Raw genomic sequence first — 16,740 nt, 5'->3', positions numbered from 1 at the left:
CGGGCCCAAGCTCCCCAGCGGTCCACACAACCTAGGTGTCAGCGGGCTCGCGAACGGCGCGGGTTGGGTCGCTAGCGACCCAACCCGCAATCGCATCATGCATCATTTTCAAGATACAAGGTGTCAGACGGCGCATGCCGGCTGACGGAGGGGGCCGGTTGCTGTCCCCCTCCACCCCGCTGCCTGCGGCAGCGCGGTTCCCCTCCCCCGTTGTGCTGCGCAAAACGGGGGAGGATCGGAATGACCAATCCCAGGCGAAACCGGCCATCCCGGCGTCCCCATGCCCCGCACCGGGCCTGCTTCCCCGCCGCATCCCCGCACCCGGCCCAAGTCAACCAGCCCCCGGCCCTCATCCACCCGCTTTCCTGCCCCTCGCGCCCCCGTGACTTGCCCGGGCAGACCGGCTATCAGCGCGCTCGACCGTGATTGCCCGGGAAGGCCCGCATGATCTCTGAAGTCCTCATTCCGATCCTGGCCCTGCTGGCCAACCTGGTCACCTACGTGGTGATCATCCAGTTCGTCCTCAGCATGCTGGTGGCGTTCAACGTGGTGAACTACCACAACCAGTTCGTGTCCGCCCTGATGACCGGGCTCAACGCCATCCTCGATCCGATCCTTGCCCCGATCCGGCGCCATCTGCCGCGCACGGGCGGGCTCGATTTCTCGCCCATCGTGCTGCTCTTCCTGATCCAGGTCGTGATGATCATCCTGTCCTATGTCGGGCGCCACTACGGATGAGCGCAGAGCGGATTGACGGAAAGGCCTTCGCCGCCGGCCTGCGCGCGCGTGTGGCCGATCTGGCCGCCCGGTTCGAGGGCGAATTCGGCCGCAAGGCGGGCCTTGCCGTGGTGCTGGTGGGCGAGGATCCGGCCAGCCAGGTCTATGTCCGCAGCAAGGGCAAGCAGACCGTCGAGGCCGGTATGGCGAGCTTCGAGTACAAGCTGCCCGCCGACACCTCCGAGGCCGATCTGCTCGCCCGGGTCGAGGCGCTGAACGCCGATCCCGCGGTTGACGGGATCCTGGTCCAACTGCCCCTCCCGGTCCATATCGACGAGCAGAAGGTGATCGCCACGATCGCGCCGGACAAGGACGTCGATGGCTTCCACGTGGTCAATGCGGGGCGCCTGGCCGTGGGGCAACCGGGCTTCGTGCCCTGCACACCGCTGGGCTGCCTGATGCTGCTGAAGGACCGGCTCGGCTCGCTCAGCGGGCTTGATGCCGTGGTGATCGGGCGCTCGAACATCGTCGGCAAGCCGATGGCCCAGCTGCTGCTGGCGGAAAGCTGCACGGTCACCGTGGCGCACAGCCGCACGCGCGACCTGCCCGAGGTGGTGCGCCGCGCCGACATCGTCGTCGCCGCGGTCGGCCGGCCCGAAATGGTCAAGGCCGACTGGCTGAAGCCCGGAGCCACGGTGATCGACGTCGGGATCAACCGCGTTCCCGCGGCCGAGCCGGGCAAGACCCGGCTGGTCGGCGATGTCGACTTTGCCGGAGCAAGCACGGTGGCCGGGGCGATCACCCCGGTGCCCGGCGGGGTTGGGCCGATGACCATCGCCGTCCTGCTGCGCAACACGCTGGTCGCGGCCTGGCGCAACGCCGGGCAGCCGCTGGCGCCGGACGCGATCTGAACCCGGTGATGGCCCGATCGCTCGCCAGCCTGGCCGCTCTGGTGCTGCTGGCCGGGCCCGCCGACGCGCAGGACCCTGGTGGCCCGCCGCCGGCAGCAGGCGCGCGGCCGGCGCCGGGCCAGCGCTTTTCCTATGCCAATCCCAGTGCGGTGATCGCCGCCGAACTGGCCTTTGCGCGCGACGCCCAGCAGCGCGGCCAGTGGACCGCCTTCGCTGCCGCCGCCGCCCCCGATGCGGTGATGTTCGTGCCCCGGATGGTCTGGGCGCAGCAATGGCTGCTCGGCCGGACCAATCCGCCCCAGGCGCTGCGCTGGCAGCCGCAGCAGGTCTGGTCGAGCTGCGACGGGACCCTGATGGTCAGCCGCGGCACCTGGCAGGCTCCGCGCAGCTCCGGCGTTGGGGGGGAAGCCACGGGCGCCACCCCGGCGCCCCGGCAGGGCTGGTTCACCACCCTCTGGCAGCGCCAGCCCGACGGCGCCTACCGCTGGGTGCTTGACCATGGCGACGAGGCCGCGAGCCTGCCCGATGCCCCCGAGATGATCAGCGCGCTGGTCGCCGATTGTCCGCCCCGCGCGCGTCCTCCGGGCATGGCCGAGGGCGGCGCCCGCCCGCCGGCCCCTCCGGCCCGGCCACCGAAGCCGCCCAAGCCGCCCAAGCCGCCCAAGCCGAAGGACTTGCCCCCGCTCGATCCCGCGGGCCGCAGCGGCGCCGCGCGCGATGGTTCGCTGCGCTGGGATGTCGCGGTGACGCCGGAGGGCGCGCGGACCCTGACGGTCCGCTGGCGGCGCGACGGCCAGGACCAGGTGCTCCTGACGGACCGGGTGGCGGCCCCGGACCCACGGCGCTAGGGTGCCGCGATGATCGAACTGTTCGTCTCGGCCTTCACCACCCTGTTCCTGGTGATCGATCCGCCCGGCTGCGCGCCGATCTATGCCGGGCTGACCGCCCGGGCCTCGGCGCACCAGGCGCGGGCCATGGCCCTGCGCGCGACCGTGATCGCCACCGCCATCCTGGTGGTCTTCGCCCTGTTCGGCGAACAACTGCTGGGAGCCCTGCACATCGCGCTCGATTCGTTCCGGATCGCCGGCGGGATCATGCTGTTCCTGATCGCGCTCGACATGGTGTTCGAAAAGCGCACCCAGCGCCGCGAGGAGCGCGCCGAGAAGCTGCGCGCCACGCCCGAGGTGGAGGACGTCTCGGTCTTTCCCATGGCCATGCCGATGATCGCCGGACCCGGCTCGATCGCCTCGGTCATGCTGCTGATGGCCCGGGCCCAGGGCACCGACCAGACGCTGGTGATCCTCGGCGCCCTGCTTGCGGTGATGCTGCTGACCTTCGCCGCGCTGGTTGGTGCGCGCCCGCTGATCCGCCTCCTTGGCAGCCAGGTCGAGGCGGTCATCACCCGGCTGCTGGGCGTCTTGCTGGCGGCGCTGGCGGTCCAGTTCGTGATCGACGGCCTGCGCAGCAGCGTGGGTTGATCCTCCGGGCGCGGCGAAGCCCCGGGTCGGCGGACGGACCCCCGGCGGTCTCTACTGCAGTGTCGCTCCCGGGGCATCGCCCTCGCGCCGTTCGAAGAACTGCATCAGTTGGACCAGCAGCTCGCAGCGGGTCGACAGGTCCGGCGCCTCGAGCAGGGCCTGCTTGGCCGCGGCATCGAACGGGGCGATCTGCGCGACCCCGTTGATCAGCGTCTCGTCATCCAGGCGCGACACGCTGGTCCAGTCGACCGCATAGCCCTGGATCGCGGCGAAGCGGCGGGCCGCCTGCTCGAACCCGGCGCGCTCGACCGCGGCCAGCGCCTGATCGGCGGGTTCGTCGAGCAGCTCCCCCTCGACCTGGCGGAACGGGGTGGTCACGTCGAGCTCGCGCAGCACGCGGAAGCGCACCTCGCCCTCCAGCACGATGTTGAAGCGCCCGTCCTCGAGCGCCTCGACCTCGCCGATCTTGCCCAGGCAGCCCACCGCGAACAGCGGCGAGCCATCGGCCGGGTGCTGCGGCTGGATCATGCCGATCCGCCGGTCGCGGGCGAGGGCGTCGGACACCATCGCCCGGTAGCGGGGCTCGAAGATGTGCAGGGGCAACTGCAGCCCGGGATAGAGCATCGCGCCCGAGAGCGGAAAGATCGAGATGCGCCGGGTGGCCATGGGGTGGACGTCCGCTCAGCCGAACAGGATGGTGGAAAGCTTGCGGCGGGTGGCGGCGACCCAGGGGTCCTCCAGCCCGACCGCCTCGAAGATCTGCAGCAGCTTGGTCCGCGCCGCACCCTCGTTCCAGGCGCGATCCGCGGCGACCATCCGCAGCAGCACGTCGGCCGCCTCTTCGCGCTGGCCGGCGGCGAAGGCGGCGCCCGCATAGGCGAACTGGGCGTCCATGTCGCCCGGCGCGGCGGCTGCGGCGGCCTGCAGCGCGGCCAGCTCGCTGTCCTCGGGCTTGTCCCTGGCCAGCTCCAGCGCGGCCCGGGCCTGGGCGATCAGCGGATCGGCGGCGAGCCCGGGATCGAGCGCGCCCAGCACGCCCTCGGCCTCCTCGACCTGTCCGGCGGCCAGCATCGCGCGGACCAGACCCGCGGCAGCGGCGGCACTATCCGGCGCCATTTCCATGATCTGGGCAAAGATCGACTGGGCGCGCTCGGCCTCGCCGGCGGCCAGCACCTCCTCGCCCATCGCCAGCAGCGGGGCCAGATCGGGCACGGGAACCCCGCCCGGCTGGATCGGCAGCTTGGCGAGCAACTGGTCCAGCACCGCGCGCAACTGCGATTCGGTGCGCGCACTGGTCAGATCGGCGACCGGCTGGCCCTGGAACACGGCATAGACGGTGGGGATCGAGCGGACCTGGAACTGCGCGGCGATGAACGGTTCCTTGTCGACATCCAGCTTGGCCAGGACCACGCCCTTGTCGGCATATTCGCCGCACACCTTCTCCAGCACCGGGGCGAGCGCCTTGCACGGCCCGCACCATTCCGCCCAGAAATCCAGCACGACCAGTTGGGTCATCGACGGTTCGGCCACCGACTGGCGGAACCGCTCGACCGCCTTCTGTTCGTCGATGCTCAGACCCATGCTTGCCACGTGTTCACTCCTGCAGGACCGGCATGGCGTCCCGTAAGGGGAGGCCGGCCGACGTTCGCGCCCAATGTGGGGGCTCGCGGCCATTTGTGAAGCGAAAAAGCCGCACGCGCAGTCCGTTCGTTTTCGCGAAAAATACCCCTTGCAGCCCGCGGGGGCCATTGCTAATGGCGCGCCTCCACCCCGGCCGGTGCGCTTCAGCAGCCCGGCCGCGATGCCAGAGCGGGCGTAGCTCAGGGGTAGAGCACAACCTTGCCAAGGTTGGGGTCGAGGGTTCGAATCCCTTCGCCCGCTCCAGTTTTCTCTTTATTTCTCAGCCTCTTGAATCACTTTGCCGCGAATGGCGGCAGCGTCGAGCGCCCTTCCGTTAACCACCAAAGGGACCTAATTCTACGCTGCTGTACGTCCAGCGGATGGAAGGTCTTGCGATGGGCCGATTCACTGGCGCCTTTCGATTTCAGACCGAATTTCATCAAATCGAATGTCAATGGCGCAGGCGTGTCGCTAGGCGCATCGACAACTGCGTCTACGCATCCAGGTCGTTGGGATAAATTCGCGTCGACCGGGTTCACACGGCTGCCCCTACCTCAAGACTGCCGGATCATATCCAGCGCGACATCGACGATCATGTCTTCCTGGCCGCCGACCATTTTGCGTTTGCCGAGTTCGACGAGGATCGAGCGGGTGTCGATGCCGTATTCGGAGGCTGCCTTTTCGGCGTGGCGCAGGAAGCTGGAGTAAACCCCGGCATAGCCGAGCGTCAGCGTCTCGCGGTCGACCTGGACGGGGCGGTCCTGAAGCGGGCGGACCAGTTCCTCGGCGGCATCCATCAGCGCGAACAGGTCGCAGCCGTGGTTCCAGCCCATCCGGTCGGCGGCGGCGATGAACACTTCGAGCGGGGCATTGCCCGCACCCGCGCCCATGCCCGCGAGGCTGGCATCGACGCGGATCGCGCCGCCCTGGACCGCGACGATCGAGTTGGCCACGCCCAGGCTGAGGTTGTGGTGGGCGTGGACCCCGCGCTGGGTTTCGGGTTTCAGCACCTTGTCATAGGCGGCAAGCCGCGCGGCGTACTGGTCCATGGTCATGGCCCCGCCGCTGTCGGTGACATAGACGCACTGCGCGCCGTAGCTTTCCATCAGCCTGGCCTGCTGGGCCAAGGCATCAGGCTCGCTCATGTGGCTCATCATCAGAAAGCCCGAAACGTCCATGCCCAGGTTGCGGGCCGCCTCGATATGCTGTTTGCTGACATCAGCCTCGGTGCAATGCGTGGCGATGCGGACCGAGCGCACCCCCATCTCGAAGGCATGCTTGAGGTCATGCACCGTGCCGATCCCGGGCAGCAGCAGCGTGGTGAGGACCGATCGTTCGAGCACTTCGGCCACCGCCCCGATCCAGTCCCAATCGGTATAGGCGCCAAAGCCGTAGTTGAAGCTGGAGCCTTGCAGCCCGTCACCATGGGCAACCTCGATCGCATCGACCCCGGCCTGGTCGAGCGCGCGCGCGATCGCACGCACATGATCGAGGCTGTACTGGTGGCGGATCGCGTGCATCCCGTCGCGCAGGGTGACGTCCTGGATGTAGAGCTTGTCCGTGGTGGGGTCGAAAGTCATGCCGCCACTCCTTCGTGCATGCGCAGCGCGATCTTCTCGGCGGTCTTCATCGCCGCCGAAGTCATGATGTCGAGATTTCCGGCATAGGCGGGCAGATAGTGTGCGGCACCTTCCACTTCGAGGAATACGCTGACCTTCAGCCCCGTGAACTCACCGTCCATTTCCGAGATGCGCAACGGGCGGTTGGAGCCGATATGCTCGAACTGCACCGCCTGCTTTATCCGGTAACCGGGCACATAGGTCTGCACTTCGGCCACCATGTCTTCTACCGATTTACGGATCGCGTCCTGATCGGCATCCTCGCACAGGCAATAGACCGTATCGCGCATGATCAGCGGCGGTTCGGCCGGGTTGAGGATGATGATCGCCTTGCCGCGCGTTGCCCCGCCGACGTCCATGATCGCCTGGCTGGTTGTCTCGGTGAATTCGTCGATATTGGCGCGGGTGCCGGGACCGGCGCTTTTCGAGGAGATCGAGGCGACGATCTCGCCGTAATGGACCTTGGCTACCCGGTTGACCGCCGCAACGATCGGGATAGTCGCCTGGCCGCCGCAGGTGACCATGTTGACGTTCTTCGCATCAAGGCACTTTTCGCCGTTGACCGGCGGGATCACATAGGGGCCGATCGCTGCCGGGGTCAGGTCGACCATCCGCTTGCCCGCTGCCTGGACCAGTTCGTTGTTGCGCTTGTGCGCGCCCGCGCTGGTCGCGTCGAACACGATCTCCACATCGGCAAACTCAGGCATGGCGATCAGCCCGTCGATCCCCTCGTGGGTGGTGGCAACGCCCATCCGCGCCGCGCGGGCGAGCCCGTCGGAGGCCGGGTCGATCCCCACCATCACGCCCATTTCCAGCACATCGGAAAGGCGCATCACCTTGATCATCAGGTCGGTGCCGATATTGCCCGATCCGATGATGGCTACCTTGGTTTTGGCCATCTTCAGGCTCCCGCGAATGTGAATGAACAGCTGCCGATCCCGGCGACCTCGGCCACCACCACATCGCCCGGCTTCAGCGCAACCATCGGTCCCAGCGCGCCTGCCAGCAGGACGTCGCCCGCCTTGAGCGGCTCGCCCGCCGAGGCCAGCGTGCGCGCCAGCCAGGTTGCGGCGTTGAGCGGGTTGCCCATCACCGCCGCGCCGACCCCGCTGGAGGCAACTTCGCCGTTGACGCTCATCGTCATCGCTGCGCCCGGCAGATCCAGACCGGCCAGGGGCAGCCCGGCCTCGGCCAGCACGAAGAACGCTGACGAACCATTGTCGGCCACGGTATCGGCAAAGGTGATCTTCCAGTCGGCGATCCGGCTGTCGACGATTTCGATCGCCGCGTGGACCGTGGCGACCGCGGCGGCGACATCTTCCAGCGTGGTATCGGGCGACGGCAGATCAGCCCCCAGCACAAAGGCGATCTCGGCCTCGGCCTTGGCCTGGATGCAGCGCCCGGGATCGAGCAGCCCGCCATCGGCCACCCGCATATCGTCGAACAGCACGCCGAAATCGGGCTGATCGACGCCCAGCTGCTTCTGCACCGCTTCGGCGGTCAAGCCTGCCTTGCGGCCCACAATCCGCCGCCCCTGGCTTTCCCAAACCCGTGTGTTGATCGCCTGAACCGCATATGCCCCTGAGGCATCGGTTGGATCCAGAAACTCACGCAATGGTGCGATTGGGCCTTTGCTATAGGCATCGCGAAGTCGCTTGGCGAGGCGTGCGTGTTCTGCAGTAAAATTCGACAAAATTCACCTATGCTCAGTATTAAATTCTTGTTACTAAAGTATAGCTATGAAATTATTTTCAATAGCACTCTGCCAGAGTGGCGTTACTTAAAACTCGCTTGAAGCCAAAGCGAGATAAGTCGATTGACTGAAATCTGCCGTGAACTACTAATTCGGCGATGGCACGGCCGACAGCAGGGCAATGTTGAGCACCATGACCGCTGAACCCGTTTGCGAAAATCATCTGCGGGTGATCAGGGTGAGGGCCGATAATGGCATTTGCGTCCAAGGTGCTCCATTCCATATGGCCGACCCAAGCATTGACCATGCGGATCGCCTCGAAGGACGGAATTCGCGCCGCTAGCATGGGCCATAGGATGGAATCGAACAGGTCATACTCAATCTCGAAGTTATCGCCGGCATCGGCGAGGTCGCCTTCTCGCGGAGATCCAGTTAGGTACATGCCACCTTCGGGTCGGACGTTCAGGAGTTGAATGTTGTCCACCAAAATCGGAAAGTGATCGCCTGTTGGCGGCGATTCGGCTTTGAACACGAACGTGTGCGCGCGGATTGGGATGACCGGCAAGCTGATCCCTGCAAGCTGAGCCACGGCTCGAGCCTTCGGGCCGGCACAGTTGATCACCCTCGCGCATGATACCTTGGACCCATCACTTAGCGTAATTTGCGCACCCTGAAATTCAGAGGGGCCTTCGTCCAGCGAAATGCCGGTGACCGCAGCCTGACGAAACTCCGCACCCATATTTATTGCTTTGCGCCGGAAAGACTGCAGCAATGCATACGGATCGAATAACCCTTCCATCGGTCCACCGAGCACAGCAGCATCGACATCGTCGCAATTCATCCACGGGTAGCGGGCGCGTAGTTCTTTGCGCTCGAGCCAAGTGGAGCTTGAACCGAGTTGCGCTTGCAGGTCAAAGCTATTGCGCAGTGCGGTGGTTTCCGCTTCGCCGGCAGCCAGATGCAGGTATGGCAGAGGGTGAAAGGTGACTGGTGCCAGTTCGTCGGCGATTGCCAGACATTCTGCCGCCTCGAGCAGAAAATCGTGGCCGAAGCGCGACATCAAGATGTTTTCGGCAGTGGAGAAATGTTGCCTGATCCCACCAGCTGATAATGCAGTTGCCGCGCGTTCATAGGTAGGATCGGGTTCGCAGACCACTACGCGCAACCCTGCCGGGCCAATCGCCCGAAGGAAATAGGCCACGGCGCTGCCCATGCCTGCGCCGCCCACGATCACGATATCGGCGGTAGTATTAACGGACATCGGCATCATCACACGAGGTCAGGAAGTCTGCCAAGGCCGCGTTGAAGGCTTGAGCGTCCTCAAAATAGGCCGAATGCCCAGAGCCTGGAATTGCAGTATAGGTCGATCCCGGAACCAGTGTGTGCACGGCGCTGATGCTTGCGGGAGGGAACAAGACGTCATCCTGGCCTGCGATGAACCGGACGGGGACGCCGGTGGCCGCGAGCATGGCCGGCTTCCAACGTGGCATCTGCCCACGCAGGGTCTGAAACGTGACATCGTTGAAGCTCGCGATTTGCAGATAAAGTCGCTCGCTAGCGGGGTCGTCTCGGCGGATGCGCGGACCCAGAACCCTTTCTGCCTGCGACAAGTCGGTAGCCTGATCCAGTCTTGATTTGATCTCGGATTGCAGCGGTTCATTGACTTCGAGTCCGATCAACGAGTTCGCTATGACCAAACCGATCACCCGTTCGGGATAGGTGCAGGTGAAATTGGCGCAAGTTCCACCACCCATTGATTGTCCAACCAGGAAGGCCCGCGCTATGCCGAGCGCATCCATCATTCCGGCAAGATCGGGCACATAACGCGACTGGCCGACTTTGCCGCGATCGTCGGAATTTCCAAACCCGCGATGATCGAATACGATGACCCTATAGCGGTCGGCAAAGGCATCGACCTGCTTGTGCCAACTGGCATGATTGCCTCCCACGCCGTGTGCAAAAATTAGGGCCGGACCGGCTCCGTAATCTTCGTAATAGATCGCGTTTTCCGCGATGGTCACGAGCGGCATGACAATCCCCAACAACGACGACGGCTGACGTTATGGAATACTGTATGCAAACTGTTGGTAGGTCAAGAGGGGGGTGCTGGAGGGCGCCGGTCAGTGAGCAGGGCGATGTGCCGAAACCCGGTCGCCGAGCCCAGCCGTAGATCAGGAGGTGCAAATCCTAGGCAGCTAAGCTAGCAGGGACGGCGGCTTGATCGATGACCTGCTGATAGAAATCGGTTTGCGCCAGGCAAGCCGCTGCCAGAACTTTCGCATCCTTGCGCAGCAGCGACTGAAGCACCGCCTCCAGACTGTCACCCGCCGCCTGCTGCACGCGCGCGTCAAGGTGGACCGTCGCAAACGCCATGCCAAGCCTAGTATCGCACAGGAACAGGCTGTGGGCCAGTAGGTTGTTTGTACAAATTGCGCGCAAAAAATCGCCGAATTGTACGAGGCAGACAAGTAAGTCCTGGGTTGCCGCATCGCGCTGCAAGCAGGCTTTCGCTTCGGCAACGACCTTGCACAACTGATCGATCTGCATCGACGTGGCGTGCCTAAGCACGTTCTGCGCGAAGCTGGGCATCATCAGTTTCTTGACTTCGACCAACTGGGCGATTTCGCGGCTGGAAAAGCTGGAGGCAACGTAGCCTTGGCTGCCAAATGTAACAAATCCATCGCGATGAAGCTGGGCAAGCGCTTCGCGCACCGGAGTCCGCGAAACCTGATAGCGCAGAGCTAAGGTCAATTCTGGCAGGCGCTTGCCGGACGGAAGAGCGCCGAGTAGCAAGTCTTCGCGAATGAGCGAATAGATTTGATTGCGGAGGTGTTCGACGTGAACCACCGTCTTGGCTTTTATTTCCATGCTGCCTTCATAATTCCTGCGAAATCCCGGCACTGCGCGCTCAGTCATCGTGAACTTTGGCGTTCACTGCCTCCGATTGGAGCGTGAACTGCTCGCATCGCGAGCGGAACCGCACCAAACACATGCATGTTACATACAGAATACCGATTGACTTTGATCTCGCGCAATCAAGCAGGATTGTCGTACCGCTTCGATCCACGGAGAGGTCTCTCCCTGTCGCAGGCAGTGGTCGGCGGCAGGTCAATCAGGCCAAAGCGCACACAGAAATCTGTGGACGCCCCACGGAAAGCAAGCGGGTAAATCGGGATAACTGCGCGACGATCGGATGCTGCCATCTGTCCGGCCTGTTGTTGCAGCTTGGATGCTGCTGGCCAGTATGGGAGTTCGCGGACCCGATCCAAATCAGACAGACGCGCTCGAGGCACAAACCTGTGTTCTGGTTTTTCGGATCCCGTCTTGTCGACTGTTGCGCCATACCCTCCTTCGCGTCGCTTGCCGTCCTCCGACGACCTCTGGTGGTGACTGGTTAAATTGACACCACCGGAGCTCTGTAATCCTGCTTCGACACCAGCACCGCCCAGACGATGCGTGCGGTCTTATTCGCCTGGGCCACGCTGATCAGCATCCGCGGTTTGCGCGCGAGCATCCCGGCAAGCCAGGAGCCCTCGGGCGGACCGCGCCGGCTCGCGTGCTGAACCATCGAACTCGCTCCGATGATCAGCAATCGCCTCAATGTGCGCTCGCCCATCTTCGACGTTCGACCCAGTCTGGTCTTGCCGCCCGTCGACTTCTGTCGCGGCGTGAGCCCAAGCCAGGCGGCAAAATCTCGCCCACGCTTGAACGTCTCCATGGCGGGAGCGAGTGCCGCGATGGCAGTCGCCGCGATCGGTCCGATCCCAGGAATCGTCATCAGCCGTCGCGCGACCTCATCCTCCCGGGCTCGCCGAGCAATCTCCTTATCGAGCACTGCAATCCGAACATCGAGCTCGTCGAGCAGGCCAAGCATTACCCGAAACATGTCGCGCGCCGCCTCTGGTAAGGACGCGCCAACCTCTTGGTTGATCAACTCACCAAGCTGCGTCACCCATGCCGGTCCGCGGGGTGCAACCCAGCCATACTCGGCCATATGCCCGCGGATCGCGTTGATCGTCTGGGTACGCTGTCGCACCAGTAAATCGCGCGTGCGGAACACCAGGCTTGACGCCTGCTGCTCCTCACTCTTTATAGCCACGAACCGCATGTTGGGTCGTTGCGCTGCTTCGCAGATCGCCTCCGCATCTGCTGCATCGTTCTTCTGCCGCTTCACGAATGGCTTCACATATGCTGGTGGGATCAGCCGAACCTCATGCCCAATAGCGGTCAACTCACGCGCCCAATGGTGCGCGCTGCCGCACGCCTCTATCGCTACCAGGCAACGCGGTTGCGAAGCGAAAAACTCCAGGATCTTACCCCGCGCCAGGCGACGGCTGTACAGCATCTGCCCTCTCGCATCAGCGCCATGCGCCTGAAAAACGGACTTGGCGATATCTAGACCAATCGTGCTAACTTCACTCACGGACGCCTCCTCTAGGTGCTCCACAACACCTACCTTGGCACATCAATGCCGTCGGGGGGCGTCCACCCCATCAGACAGCGCGAAGAGGCAGGATGAGCCGGAAAGCTGGCAGAGCTGGCAGAGCTGGCGCTAGAAGATAGTTTCGAGGTGGCTTTTTACCATTAGAATATATGCGCGCATCGCTTGTTCGGCGCCTTCTGCGTCGCCAGCAATGATGGCTTGTGCAATGGCCTGGTCATGCTCGAATTCAAGTTCACGGTAATGCGGGGCGCTGAACATCCGGCGTCGGGTCGGCTGGGCTTGATCGTCAAGCAGCGCGGAACAGCGCGCGAGTAGCGAGTTGCGGCACATGCTGCGCAAGGTCTCGCGAAACTCCAGGTTGGCCTCGATAAACGCATCTACGTTGTTCGTTTCATGGGCAGCTTGTTCTTGCTTCAATATCTGTGACAGTTCACGCTTGCTCGCCTGCGAGCCGCTGGCCGCGAGGTAGGCCAGCCGAGGGTCCAGCAGCTCACGCACCTCATGTCGATCGATTGTCGTCTGATCGTCGTCCGTGGCAACCTCGTAGCCGCGTTCGGCGGTGCTCAACTTGCCTTCGCGCGACAGCTGGAACAGAGCTTCGCGCACCGGTGTGCGCGATACGCTGTAACGCTTCGCCAAGTGACCTTCAACCAGCCGACTACCCGGTTTGAACTCTCCCGATTTCAAGTCTTCAAGAATCAGTCTGTAGACTTGGTCACGCAAGCGATCGACCTGCACGACCGTCCTGCTTCGGATACTCATTGGCCCACGTCGCTCCTCTGATACTCACGGCAACCATGGGAGGCACGCCGGCAATTGGCAATACGAGAGAGGGTTCGTATGGCGTACTCCGCATGCATTTGCGGTGTGCTGCAATCCCCTCTTCCTTCATCGGATAACGGCATGCTGTCGCCGACGCAATCAGCTTCATGCATCCCAATTCAGGACCACGCGCCCGGCAGTCCGGTCGGATCTATCCACTAACCCGCTGAACCATACAGCGACTTGACGACCTCGCGTTGACTCCTAAGAATGCATACAGTATGCGGCATGGCGACCTAAATAGACAGGATCTGCGCTTGATGAACGATATTCCCTCGACGATGCGAGCGGTTCGGCTCGACCAAGTGGGTGGACCCGAAAATCTCGCGGTGGTCGACGTGCCAACGCCAGCAGTCGGGCCGCATGATGTGTTGATCAAGACGGCGCTGGCCGGACTGACCTATGGCGATACTGAAGCGCGGCGTGGCACTTATTTCTCCACGACGGTTCTCCCGCATTATCCTGGACGGGAAGTGGCCGGCACTGTTGTAGCTGTGGGGGACAGCGTGACCGGTATCGCAGTGGGTGACCGAGTCATGGCGCTAGTTGTGTCGGGCGCATGCTGCGCCGAATACGTAGCGGCCCCCACGGTGCCGACCACGACGAAGGACGGTCGGTCTTACCCGCCGGCCGATATTACCAGGATTCCGGATAGCGTTTCGTTCGAATGCGCCTTGCCATACATCGTCAATTACCGGCTTGCCCATTTCCTGTTCGAAGGATCGAGCAAGGTCCCAAAAGGCGCAACGGTGCTGGTCCACGGCGCCAGCGGCGGTATGGGTTCAATGGTCATGCAGTTGGGCGAAGCCAAGGGATGCCACGTCATCGCGACCTGCCGTACTGCGCAGGAGGAGGAGTTCTGTCGTAAGTTGGGGGCCGCAGAAGTTATCCGGGTCGATACCGAAGATTATGTAGCGAAGGTGCTGACCTTGACGTCCGGGCGCGGGGTCGATTTCAGCTTCAATGGTGTGGGCGGTGAGACGCTGAACCGTGACTTCGAGGTGATGGCACCATTCGGAGAAATTCAAGCTTATGGCTATGTCGCCGGGAAAACCCTGTTTGACGTTTTCCGCATTGGCAAAACCATCGCTATCAAGACCTTCGCGGCTGATGATTTCTTCCCAACCCCAATGCTCCCTGCTGCTACGCAGGCAATGCTCAACCTGTTTGAATGCGGTCCCCTGTATGCCGCCGAAATGATCTTCCCGATGAGCGAAGTCGTCGAGGCGAACCGCTTGCTCGATCGCGGCGGCGTAATCGGGAAAGTGGCCTTGCGGCCGTGAAGCGGCCCAAAACGCACCAGTGCCAACCAGCTGTCAGGATCGCGAAATGACCGTAGCGCCTTATTACATCCATCGCATGATCCAGGCTATCCATCGCGACCCGGAGGCTTGCGCCGCCTTTGCGAGCGATCCAGCCCCTTACTACGCGCGCTATGGGCTCGATCAAAGGCAGATTGCCTTGCTGGAGGATGCCTCCGTAGCCTCGATGACCGAACTGGGCGTTCACCCTAATTTGCAAATGAAATATCTGCGCATGCGCACACCCCGACCGGCAGCTGGTGAGTCTGCTCTACCAGGCCCTCTTGACGCATATCTCGATAGACTTCTGGAGAAGCGTAATGGGTAAGCTTCTTGGCGCCATTTGTATGCCGCACGTCATGTTCCCGCCCGACGGTGTAGAGGAAGCAGCCGAAAGGGTGTTTGCAGGGATGATGGAAATTCGCCGTATAGTCGAGCGGCTCAACCCAACCCTGATCGTAATGGCCGCGGGCGATCACTTTAACAATTTCGACCTTGCTGTCCAAATTCCGATCGGCGTTGTGGTGGCCGACGAAATGACGTCGCTTGCCGACGCCGGATTGCCGTCCCAGGTCTTCCCCGGGCACCGCGAATTTGCGGAAGGCTTCGTTCGCTTCGCTTCGAAGCACGACTTCGAGATTGTCCAGATCGAGGAGGTTCGGCCAGATCACGGGATAGCCTTCCCCAAGACTGTGGTCGACCCGGCTGGCCATATTCCGATCGTGCCGGTCTATCTCAATGCGGTTATCCCGGTGCCGCCGTCGCCGGCGCGATGTCACCGACTTGGACAGGTGCTGAAGGGCTATGTAGAGGATTGCAGACCGGCAGATGAAAAGGTGCTGGTCATCGGAACCGGTGGTCTTTCGCACTGGCTCAGGGTGCCCGGCGAAGGCCGCATCGCTGAAGACTTCGACAGCCATGTAATCGCCGCGCTGATCGATGGGGATAGCGCACGCATCGCAGCTCTTCCCAGCGAGGAAATTATCGCCGCCTCTGGAAATGGTGGTCTGGAAATCATCAGTTGGCTATTTGCAGCAGCTGCGGCCGAAGGTGGGTTTGGGCGCAAGGTGTTTTACGAACCGATCCCCGCATGGGTGACGGGCATGGGCGCTATTGAACTGCTGCACCTGAGCGACCCGGATTGAGTAACCACCGTCCGTTTGTACGCAACGTGCGGCCAGCGAAGCAGAGATATCTCAATGTCGGTTTGGCTGGAAGTGCGCGTGTCAGCAATATGGCAGCGAAGCTTTGCGGGCAGGAGCCGTCGTTGCACGCGCATCGCGCCGGGTTCGGGTTAAACCCAATCGGCTCATTGAAGGTTGCGCTCCTGGTACCGCTGATAGCCGCACAACAGACCCTTGGTTGGTTGACTATCACCCAGTTTGGCCTGGACCGTTAGAGCGGTTTCCGCTCATTCTGGTTCATAGCCGCAGGATTTGAAGTAGTTGGCGCATTCGTCGGGCTGGAAGATGTCGACGAGCTTGCCGATGAGGTCCCACAACCCGCTGACGGTTCGCTCGCCCGCCTTGCGGAGCATGGCCTTGAGCCGGGAGAAGGCCTTTTCGATCGGATTGAAGTCCGGGCTGTATGGCGGGAGGAAGCGCAGGCTTGCACCGGCTGCTTCGATCCTTTCCTTCACGGCGGCCCGCTTGTGGCTCGAGAGGTTGTCCATGATGACAACGTCGCCGGGGCGCAGCTCGGGCACCAGGACCTGCGCGACATAGGCTTCGAACCAGTCGCCGTTGATCGGTCCGTCCAACACCATCGGCGCCACCATGCCGGTCATGCGCAGGCCAGCAACGAGCGTGGTGGTCTTGCGATGGCCGTGCGGGAAACCCATCCGCAACCGCTCGCCTTTCGGGCAGCGGCCGTGACTGCGCGTCATGTTCGTGGCGGTCCAGGTTTCATCGATAAAGACGAGGCGTTCGGGTTCGAGATCTATCTGGTCATCGAACCAATGCCGGCGTTGCCTCAGGACGTCGGGACGGTCCTGCTCGATCGCGTGCCCGGTCTTTATGGGATGGCCCGCCCCTTTTCCCCGGCATCGGATATGATGCCGGTGCTTGAAGAGGAAAGGAGCGGACCGATGTCTATTGTGATCCTTGGCATTGATTTGGGCAAGAATGCCTGCAGCG

Annotated in this window: 18 protein-coding genes and 1 tRNA gene; 8 read left to right on the top strand and 11 right to left on the bottom strand. The window is 63.0% G+C overall.

The window, feature by feature from the left end; translation table 11 throughout:
* Positions 1 to 444: 444 nt before the first annotated feature.
* The 4 genes from H7F49_RS17750 to H7F49_RS17735 are packed head-to-tail and all read left to right on the top strand — an operon-like array spanning position 445 to position 3,106.
* Positions 445 to 738 (top strand): YggT family protein, encoded by a 294-nt coding sequence (locus tag H7F49_RS17750; RefSeq protein ID WP_185684903.1) that lies wholly within the window; start codon positions 445 to 447, stop codon positions 736 to 738.
* On the top strand, positions 735 to 1,628 hold the full coding sequence (folD, locus tag H7F49_RS17745) for a bifunctional methylenetetrahydrofolate dehydrogenase/methenyltetrahydrofolate cyclohydrolase FolD (protein ID WP_185684902.1): 894 nt from the start codon (positions 735 to 737) through the stop codon (positions 1,626 to 1,628). Before H7F49_RS17750 ends, folD begins: the two co-directional genes overlap by 4 nt.
* A gap of 8 nt (positions 1,629 to 1,636) precedes the next feature.
* Complete coding sequence (locus H7F49_RS17740) at positions 1,637 to 2,476, top strand: hypothetical protein (RefSeq protein ID WP_185684901.1); 840 nt, start codon at positions 1,637 to 1,639, stop codon at positions 2,474 to 2,476.
* A 9-nt stretch (positions 2,477 to 2,485) separates the two neighbouring features.
* Positions 2,486 to 3,106, top strand: a complete 621-nt coding sequence (locus H7F49_RS17735) for a MarC family protein (RefSeq protein WP_185684900.1) — start codon at positions 2,486 to 2,488, stop codon at positions 3,104 to 3,106.
* A 51-nt stretch (positions 3,107 to 3,157) separates the two neighbouring features.
* Here the strand turns inward: H7F49_RS17735 and H7F49_RS17730 are convergent, their stop codons facing one another.
* Positions 3,158 to 3,772: an LON peptidase substrate-binding domain-containing protein gene (locus tag H7F49_RS17730; protein ID WP_185684899.1), complete on the bottom strand. Its 615-nt coding sequence runs from the start codon at positions 3,770 to 3,772 to the stop codon at positions 3,158 to 3,160.
* A 15-nt stretch (positions 3,773 to 3,787) separates the two neighbouring features.
* Complete coding sequence (locus H7F49_RS17725) at positions 3,788 to 4,687, bottom strand: tetratricopeptide repeat protein (protein WP_235982310.1); 900 nt, start codon at positions 4,685 to 4,687, stop codon at positions 3,788 to 3,790.
* Between the two features lie 228 nt (positions 4,688 to 4,915).
* Here H7F49_RS17725 and H7F49_RS17720 point away from each other — a divergent pair.
* Positions 4,916 to 4,990, top strand: a tRNA-Gly gene (locus tag H7F49_RS17720).
* Positions 4,991 to 5,280: 290 nt separating this feature from the next.
* On the opposite strand, the gene dmpG is transcribed toward H7F49_RS17720, so the two are convergent.
* From dmpG to H7F49_RS17680, 8 genes are all read right to left on the bottom strand, one after another.
* Positions 5,281 to 6,306, bottom strand: coding sequence for a 4-hydroxy-2-oxovalerate aldolase (gene dmpG, locus H7F49_RS17715; protein WP_185684897.1), 1,026 nt, complete (start codon positions 6,304 to 6,306; stop codon positions 5,281 to 5,283).
* Entirely contained in the window at positions 6,303 to 7,244 is a 942-nt protein-coding gene (locus tag H7F49_RS17710) for an acetaldehyde dehydrogenase (acetylating) (RefSeq protein ID WP_185684896.1), read from the bottom strand. The genes dmpG and H7F49_RS17710 overlap by 4 nt, the downstream gene beginning before the upstream one ends.
* 2 nt (positions 7,245 to 7,246) lie before the next feature.
* Entirely contained in the window at positions 7,247 to 8,038 is a 792-nt protein-coding gene (locus H7F49_RS17705) for a 2-keto-4-pentenoate hydratase (RefSeq protein ID WP_185684895.1), read from the bottom strand.
* Positions 8,039 to 8,096: 58 nt separating this feature from the next.
* The gene (locus tag H7F49_RS17700; protein WP_185684894.1) at positions 8,097 to 9,308 is read right to left on the bottom strand and encodes an NAD(P)/FAD-dependent oxidoreductase; all 1,212 of its coding nucleotides are present in this window, start codon (positions 9,306 to 9,308) and stop codon (positions 8,097 to 8,099) included.
* Complete coding sequence (locus tag H7F49_RS17695) at positions 9,289 to 10,059, bottom strand: alpha/beta fold hydrolase (protein ID WP_214647895.1); 771 nt, start codon at positions 10,057 to 10,059, stop codon at positions 9,289 to 9,291. Before H7F49_RS17695 ends, H7F49_RS17700 begins: the two co-directional genes overlap by 20 nt.
* Before the next feature lie 166 nt (positions 10,060 to 10,225).
* Positions 10,226 to 10,954 carry a GntR family transcriptional regulator gene (locus H7F49_RS17690; RefSeq protein WP_185684892.1) on the bottom strand — a complete coding sequence of 243 codons (729 nt, stop codon included), beginning with the start codon at positions 10,952 to 10,954 and terminating at the stop codon, positions 10,226 to 10,228.
* A gap of 478 nt (positions 10,955 to 11,432) precedes the next feature.
* Positions 11,433 to 12,461, bottom strand: a complete 1,029-nt coding sequence (locus H7F49_RS17685) for an IS110 family RNA-guided transposase (protein ID WP_185684891.1) — start codon at positions 12,459 to 12,461, stop codon at positions 11,433 to 11,435.
* A gap of 129 nt (positions 12,462 to 12,590) precedes the next feature.
* Entirely contained in the window at positions 12,591 to 13,244 is a 654-nt protein-coding gene (locus H7F49_RS17680) for a GntR family transcriptional regulator (protein ID WP_214647894.1), read from the bottom strand.
* Positions 13,245 to 13,564: 320 nt separating this feature from the next.
* Between H7F49_RS17680 and H7F49_RS17675 the strand changes: the two genes are divergently transcribed.
* Genes H7F49_RS17675 through H7F49_RS17665 form a run of 3 tightly spaced genes read left to right on the top strand, consistent with a single transcriptional unit; the run spans position 13,565 to position 15,750 of the window.
* A complete protein-coding gene (locus H7F49_RS17675; RefSeq protein WP_185684889.1) occupies positions 13,565 to 14,587 on the top strand; it encodes a quinone oxidoreductase family protein in 1,023 nt (340 codons plus the stop codon).
* Positions 14,588 to 14,633: 46 nt separating this feature from the next.
* Positions 14,634 to 14,933, top strand: coding sequence for a hypothetical protein (locus H7F49_RS17670; RefSeq protein ID WP_185684888.1), 300 nt, complete (start codon positions 14,634 to 14,636; stop codon positions 14,931 to 14,933).
* Positions 14,926 to 15,750 carry a DODA-type extradiol aromatic ring-opening family dioxygenase gene (locus H7F49_RS17665; RefSeq protein WP_185684887.1) on the top strand — a complete coding sequence of 275 codons (825 nt, stop codon included), beginning with the start codon at positions 14,926 to 14,928 and terminating at the stop codon, positions 15,748 to 15,750. Before H7F49_RS17670 ends, H7F49_RS17665 begins: the two co-directional genes overlap by 8 nt.
* A gap of 266 nt (positions 15,751 to 16,016) precedes the next feature.
* On the opposite strand, the gene H7F49_RS17660 is transcribed toward H7F49_RS17665, so the two are convergent.
* The coding region (locus H7F49_RS17660; RefSeq protein ID WP_235982309.1) for an IS630 family transposase at positions 16,017 to 16,740 on the bottom strand (724 nt) is incomplete at its 5' end.

It is taken from the genome of Novosphingobium aerophilum (genome assembly GCF_014230305.1).
Taxonomy (GTDB): Bacteria; Pseudomonadota; Alphaproteobacteria; order Sphingomonadales; family Sphingomonadaceae; genus Novosphingobium; species Novosphingobium aerophilum.
Note: the sequence above shows the minus strand (reverse complement) of the source record. Positions and strands in the feature narration are given on the sequence as shown.

Coding starts and splice junctions, on each gene's coding strand:
- H7F49_RS17710 (WP_185684896.1), bottom strand. CDS start 7,244: ATGGCCAAAACCAAGGTAGCCATCATCGGATCGGGCAATATCGGCACC.
- H7F49_RS17690 (WP_185684892.1), bottom strand. CDS start 10,954: ATGACTGAGCGCGCAGTGCCGGGATTTCGCAGGAATTATGAAGGCAGC.
- H7F49_RS17665 (WP_185684887.1), top strand. CDS start 14,926: ATGGGTAAGCTTCTTGGCGCCATTTGTATGCCGCACGTCATGTTCCCG.
- H7F49_RS17725 (WP_235982310.1), bottom strand. CDS start 4,687: ATGGGTCTGAGCATCGACGAACAGAAGGCGGTCGAGCGGTTCCGCCAG.
- folD (WP_185684902.1), top strand. CDS start 735: ATGAGCGCAGAGCGGATTGACGGAAAGGCCTTCGCCGCCGGCCTGCGC.
- H7F49_RS17700 (WP_185684894.1), bottom strand. CDS start 9,308: ATGATGCCGATGTCCGTTAATACTACCGCCGATATCGTGATCGTGGGC.
- dmpG (WP_185684897.1), bottom strand. CDS start 6,306: ATGACTTTCGACCCCACCACGGACAAGCTCTACATCCAGGACGTCACC.
- H7F49_RS17670 (WP_185684888.1), top strand. CDS start 14,634: ATGACCGTAGCGCCTTATTACATCCATCGCATGATCCAGGCTATCCAT.
- H7F49_RS17735 (WP_185684900.1), top strand. CDS start 2,486: ATGATCGAACTGTTCGTCTCGGCCTTCACCACCCTGTTCCTGGTGATC.
- H7F49_RS17750 (WP_185684903.1), top strand. CDS start 445: ATGATCTCTGAAGTCCTCATTCCGATCCTGGCCCTGCTGGCCAACCTG.
- H7F49_RS17680 (WP_214647894.1), bottom strand. CDS start 13,244: ATGAGTATCCGAAGCAGGACGGTCGTGCAGGTCGATCGCTTGCGTGAC.
- H7F49_RS17675 (WP_185684889.1), top strand. CDS start 13,565: ATGAACGATATTCCCTCGACGATGCGAGCGGTTCGGCTCGACCAAGTG.
- H7F49_RS17730 (WP_185684899.1), bottom strand. CDS start 3,772: ATGGCCACCCGGCGCATCTCGATCTTTCCGCTCTCGGGCGCGATGCTC.
- H7F49_RS17740 (WP_185684901.1), top strand. CDS start 1,637: ATGGCCCGATCGCTCGCCAGCCTGGCCGCTCTGGTGCTGCTGGCCGGG.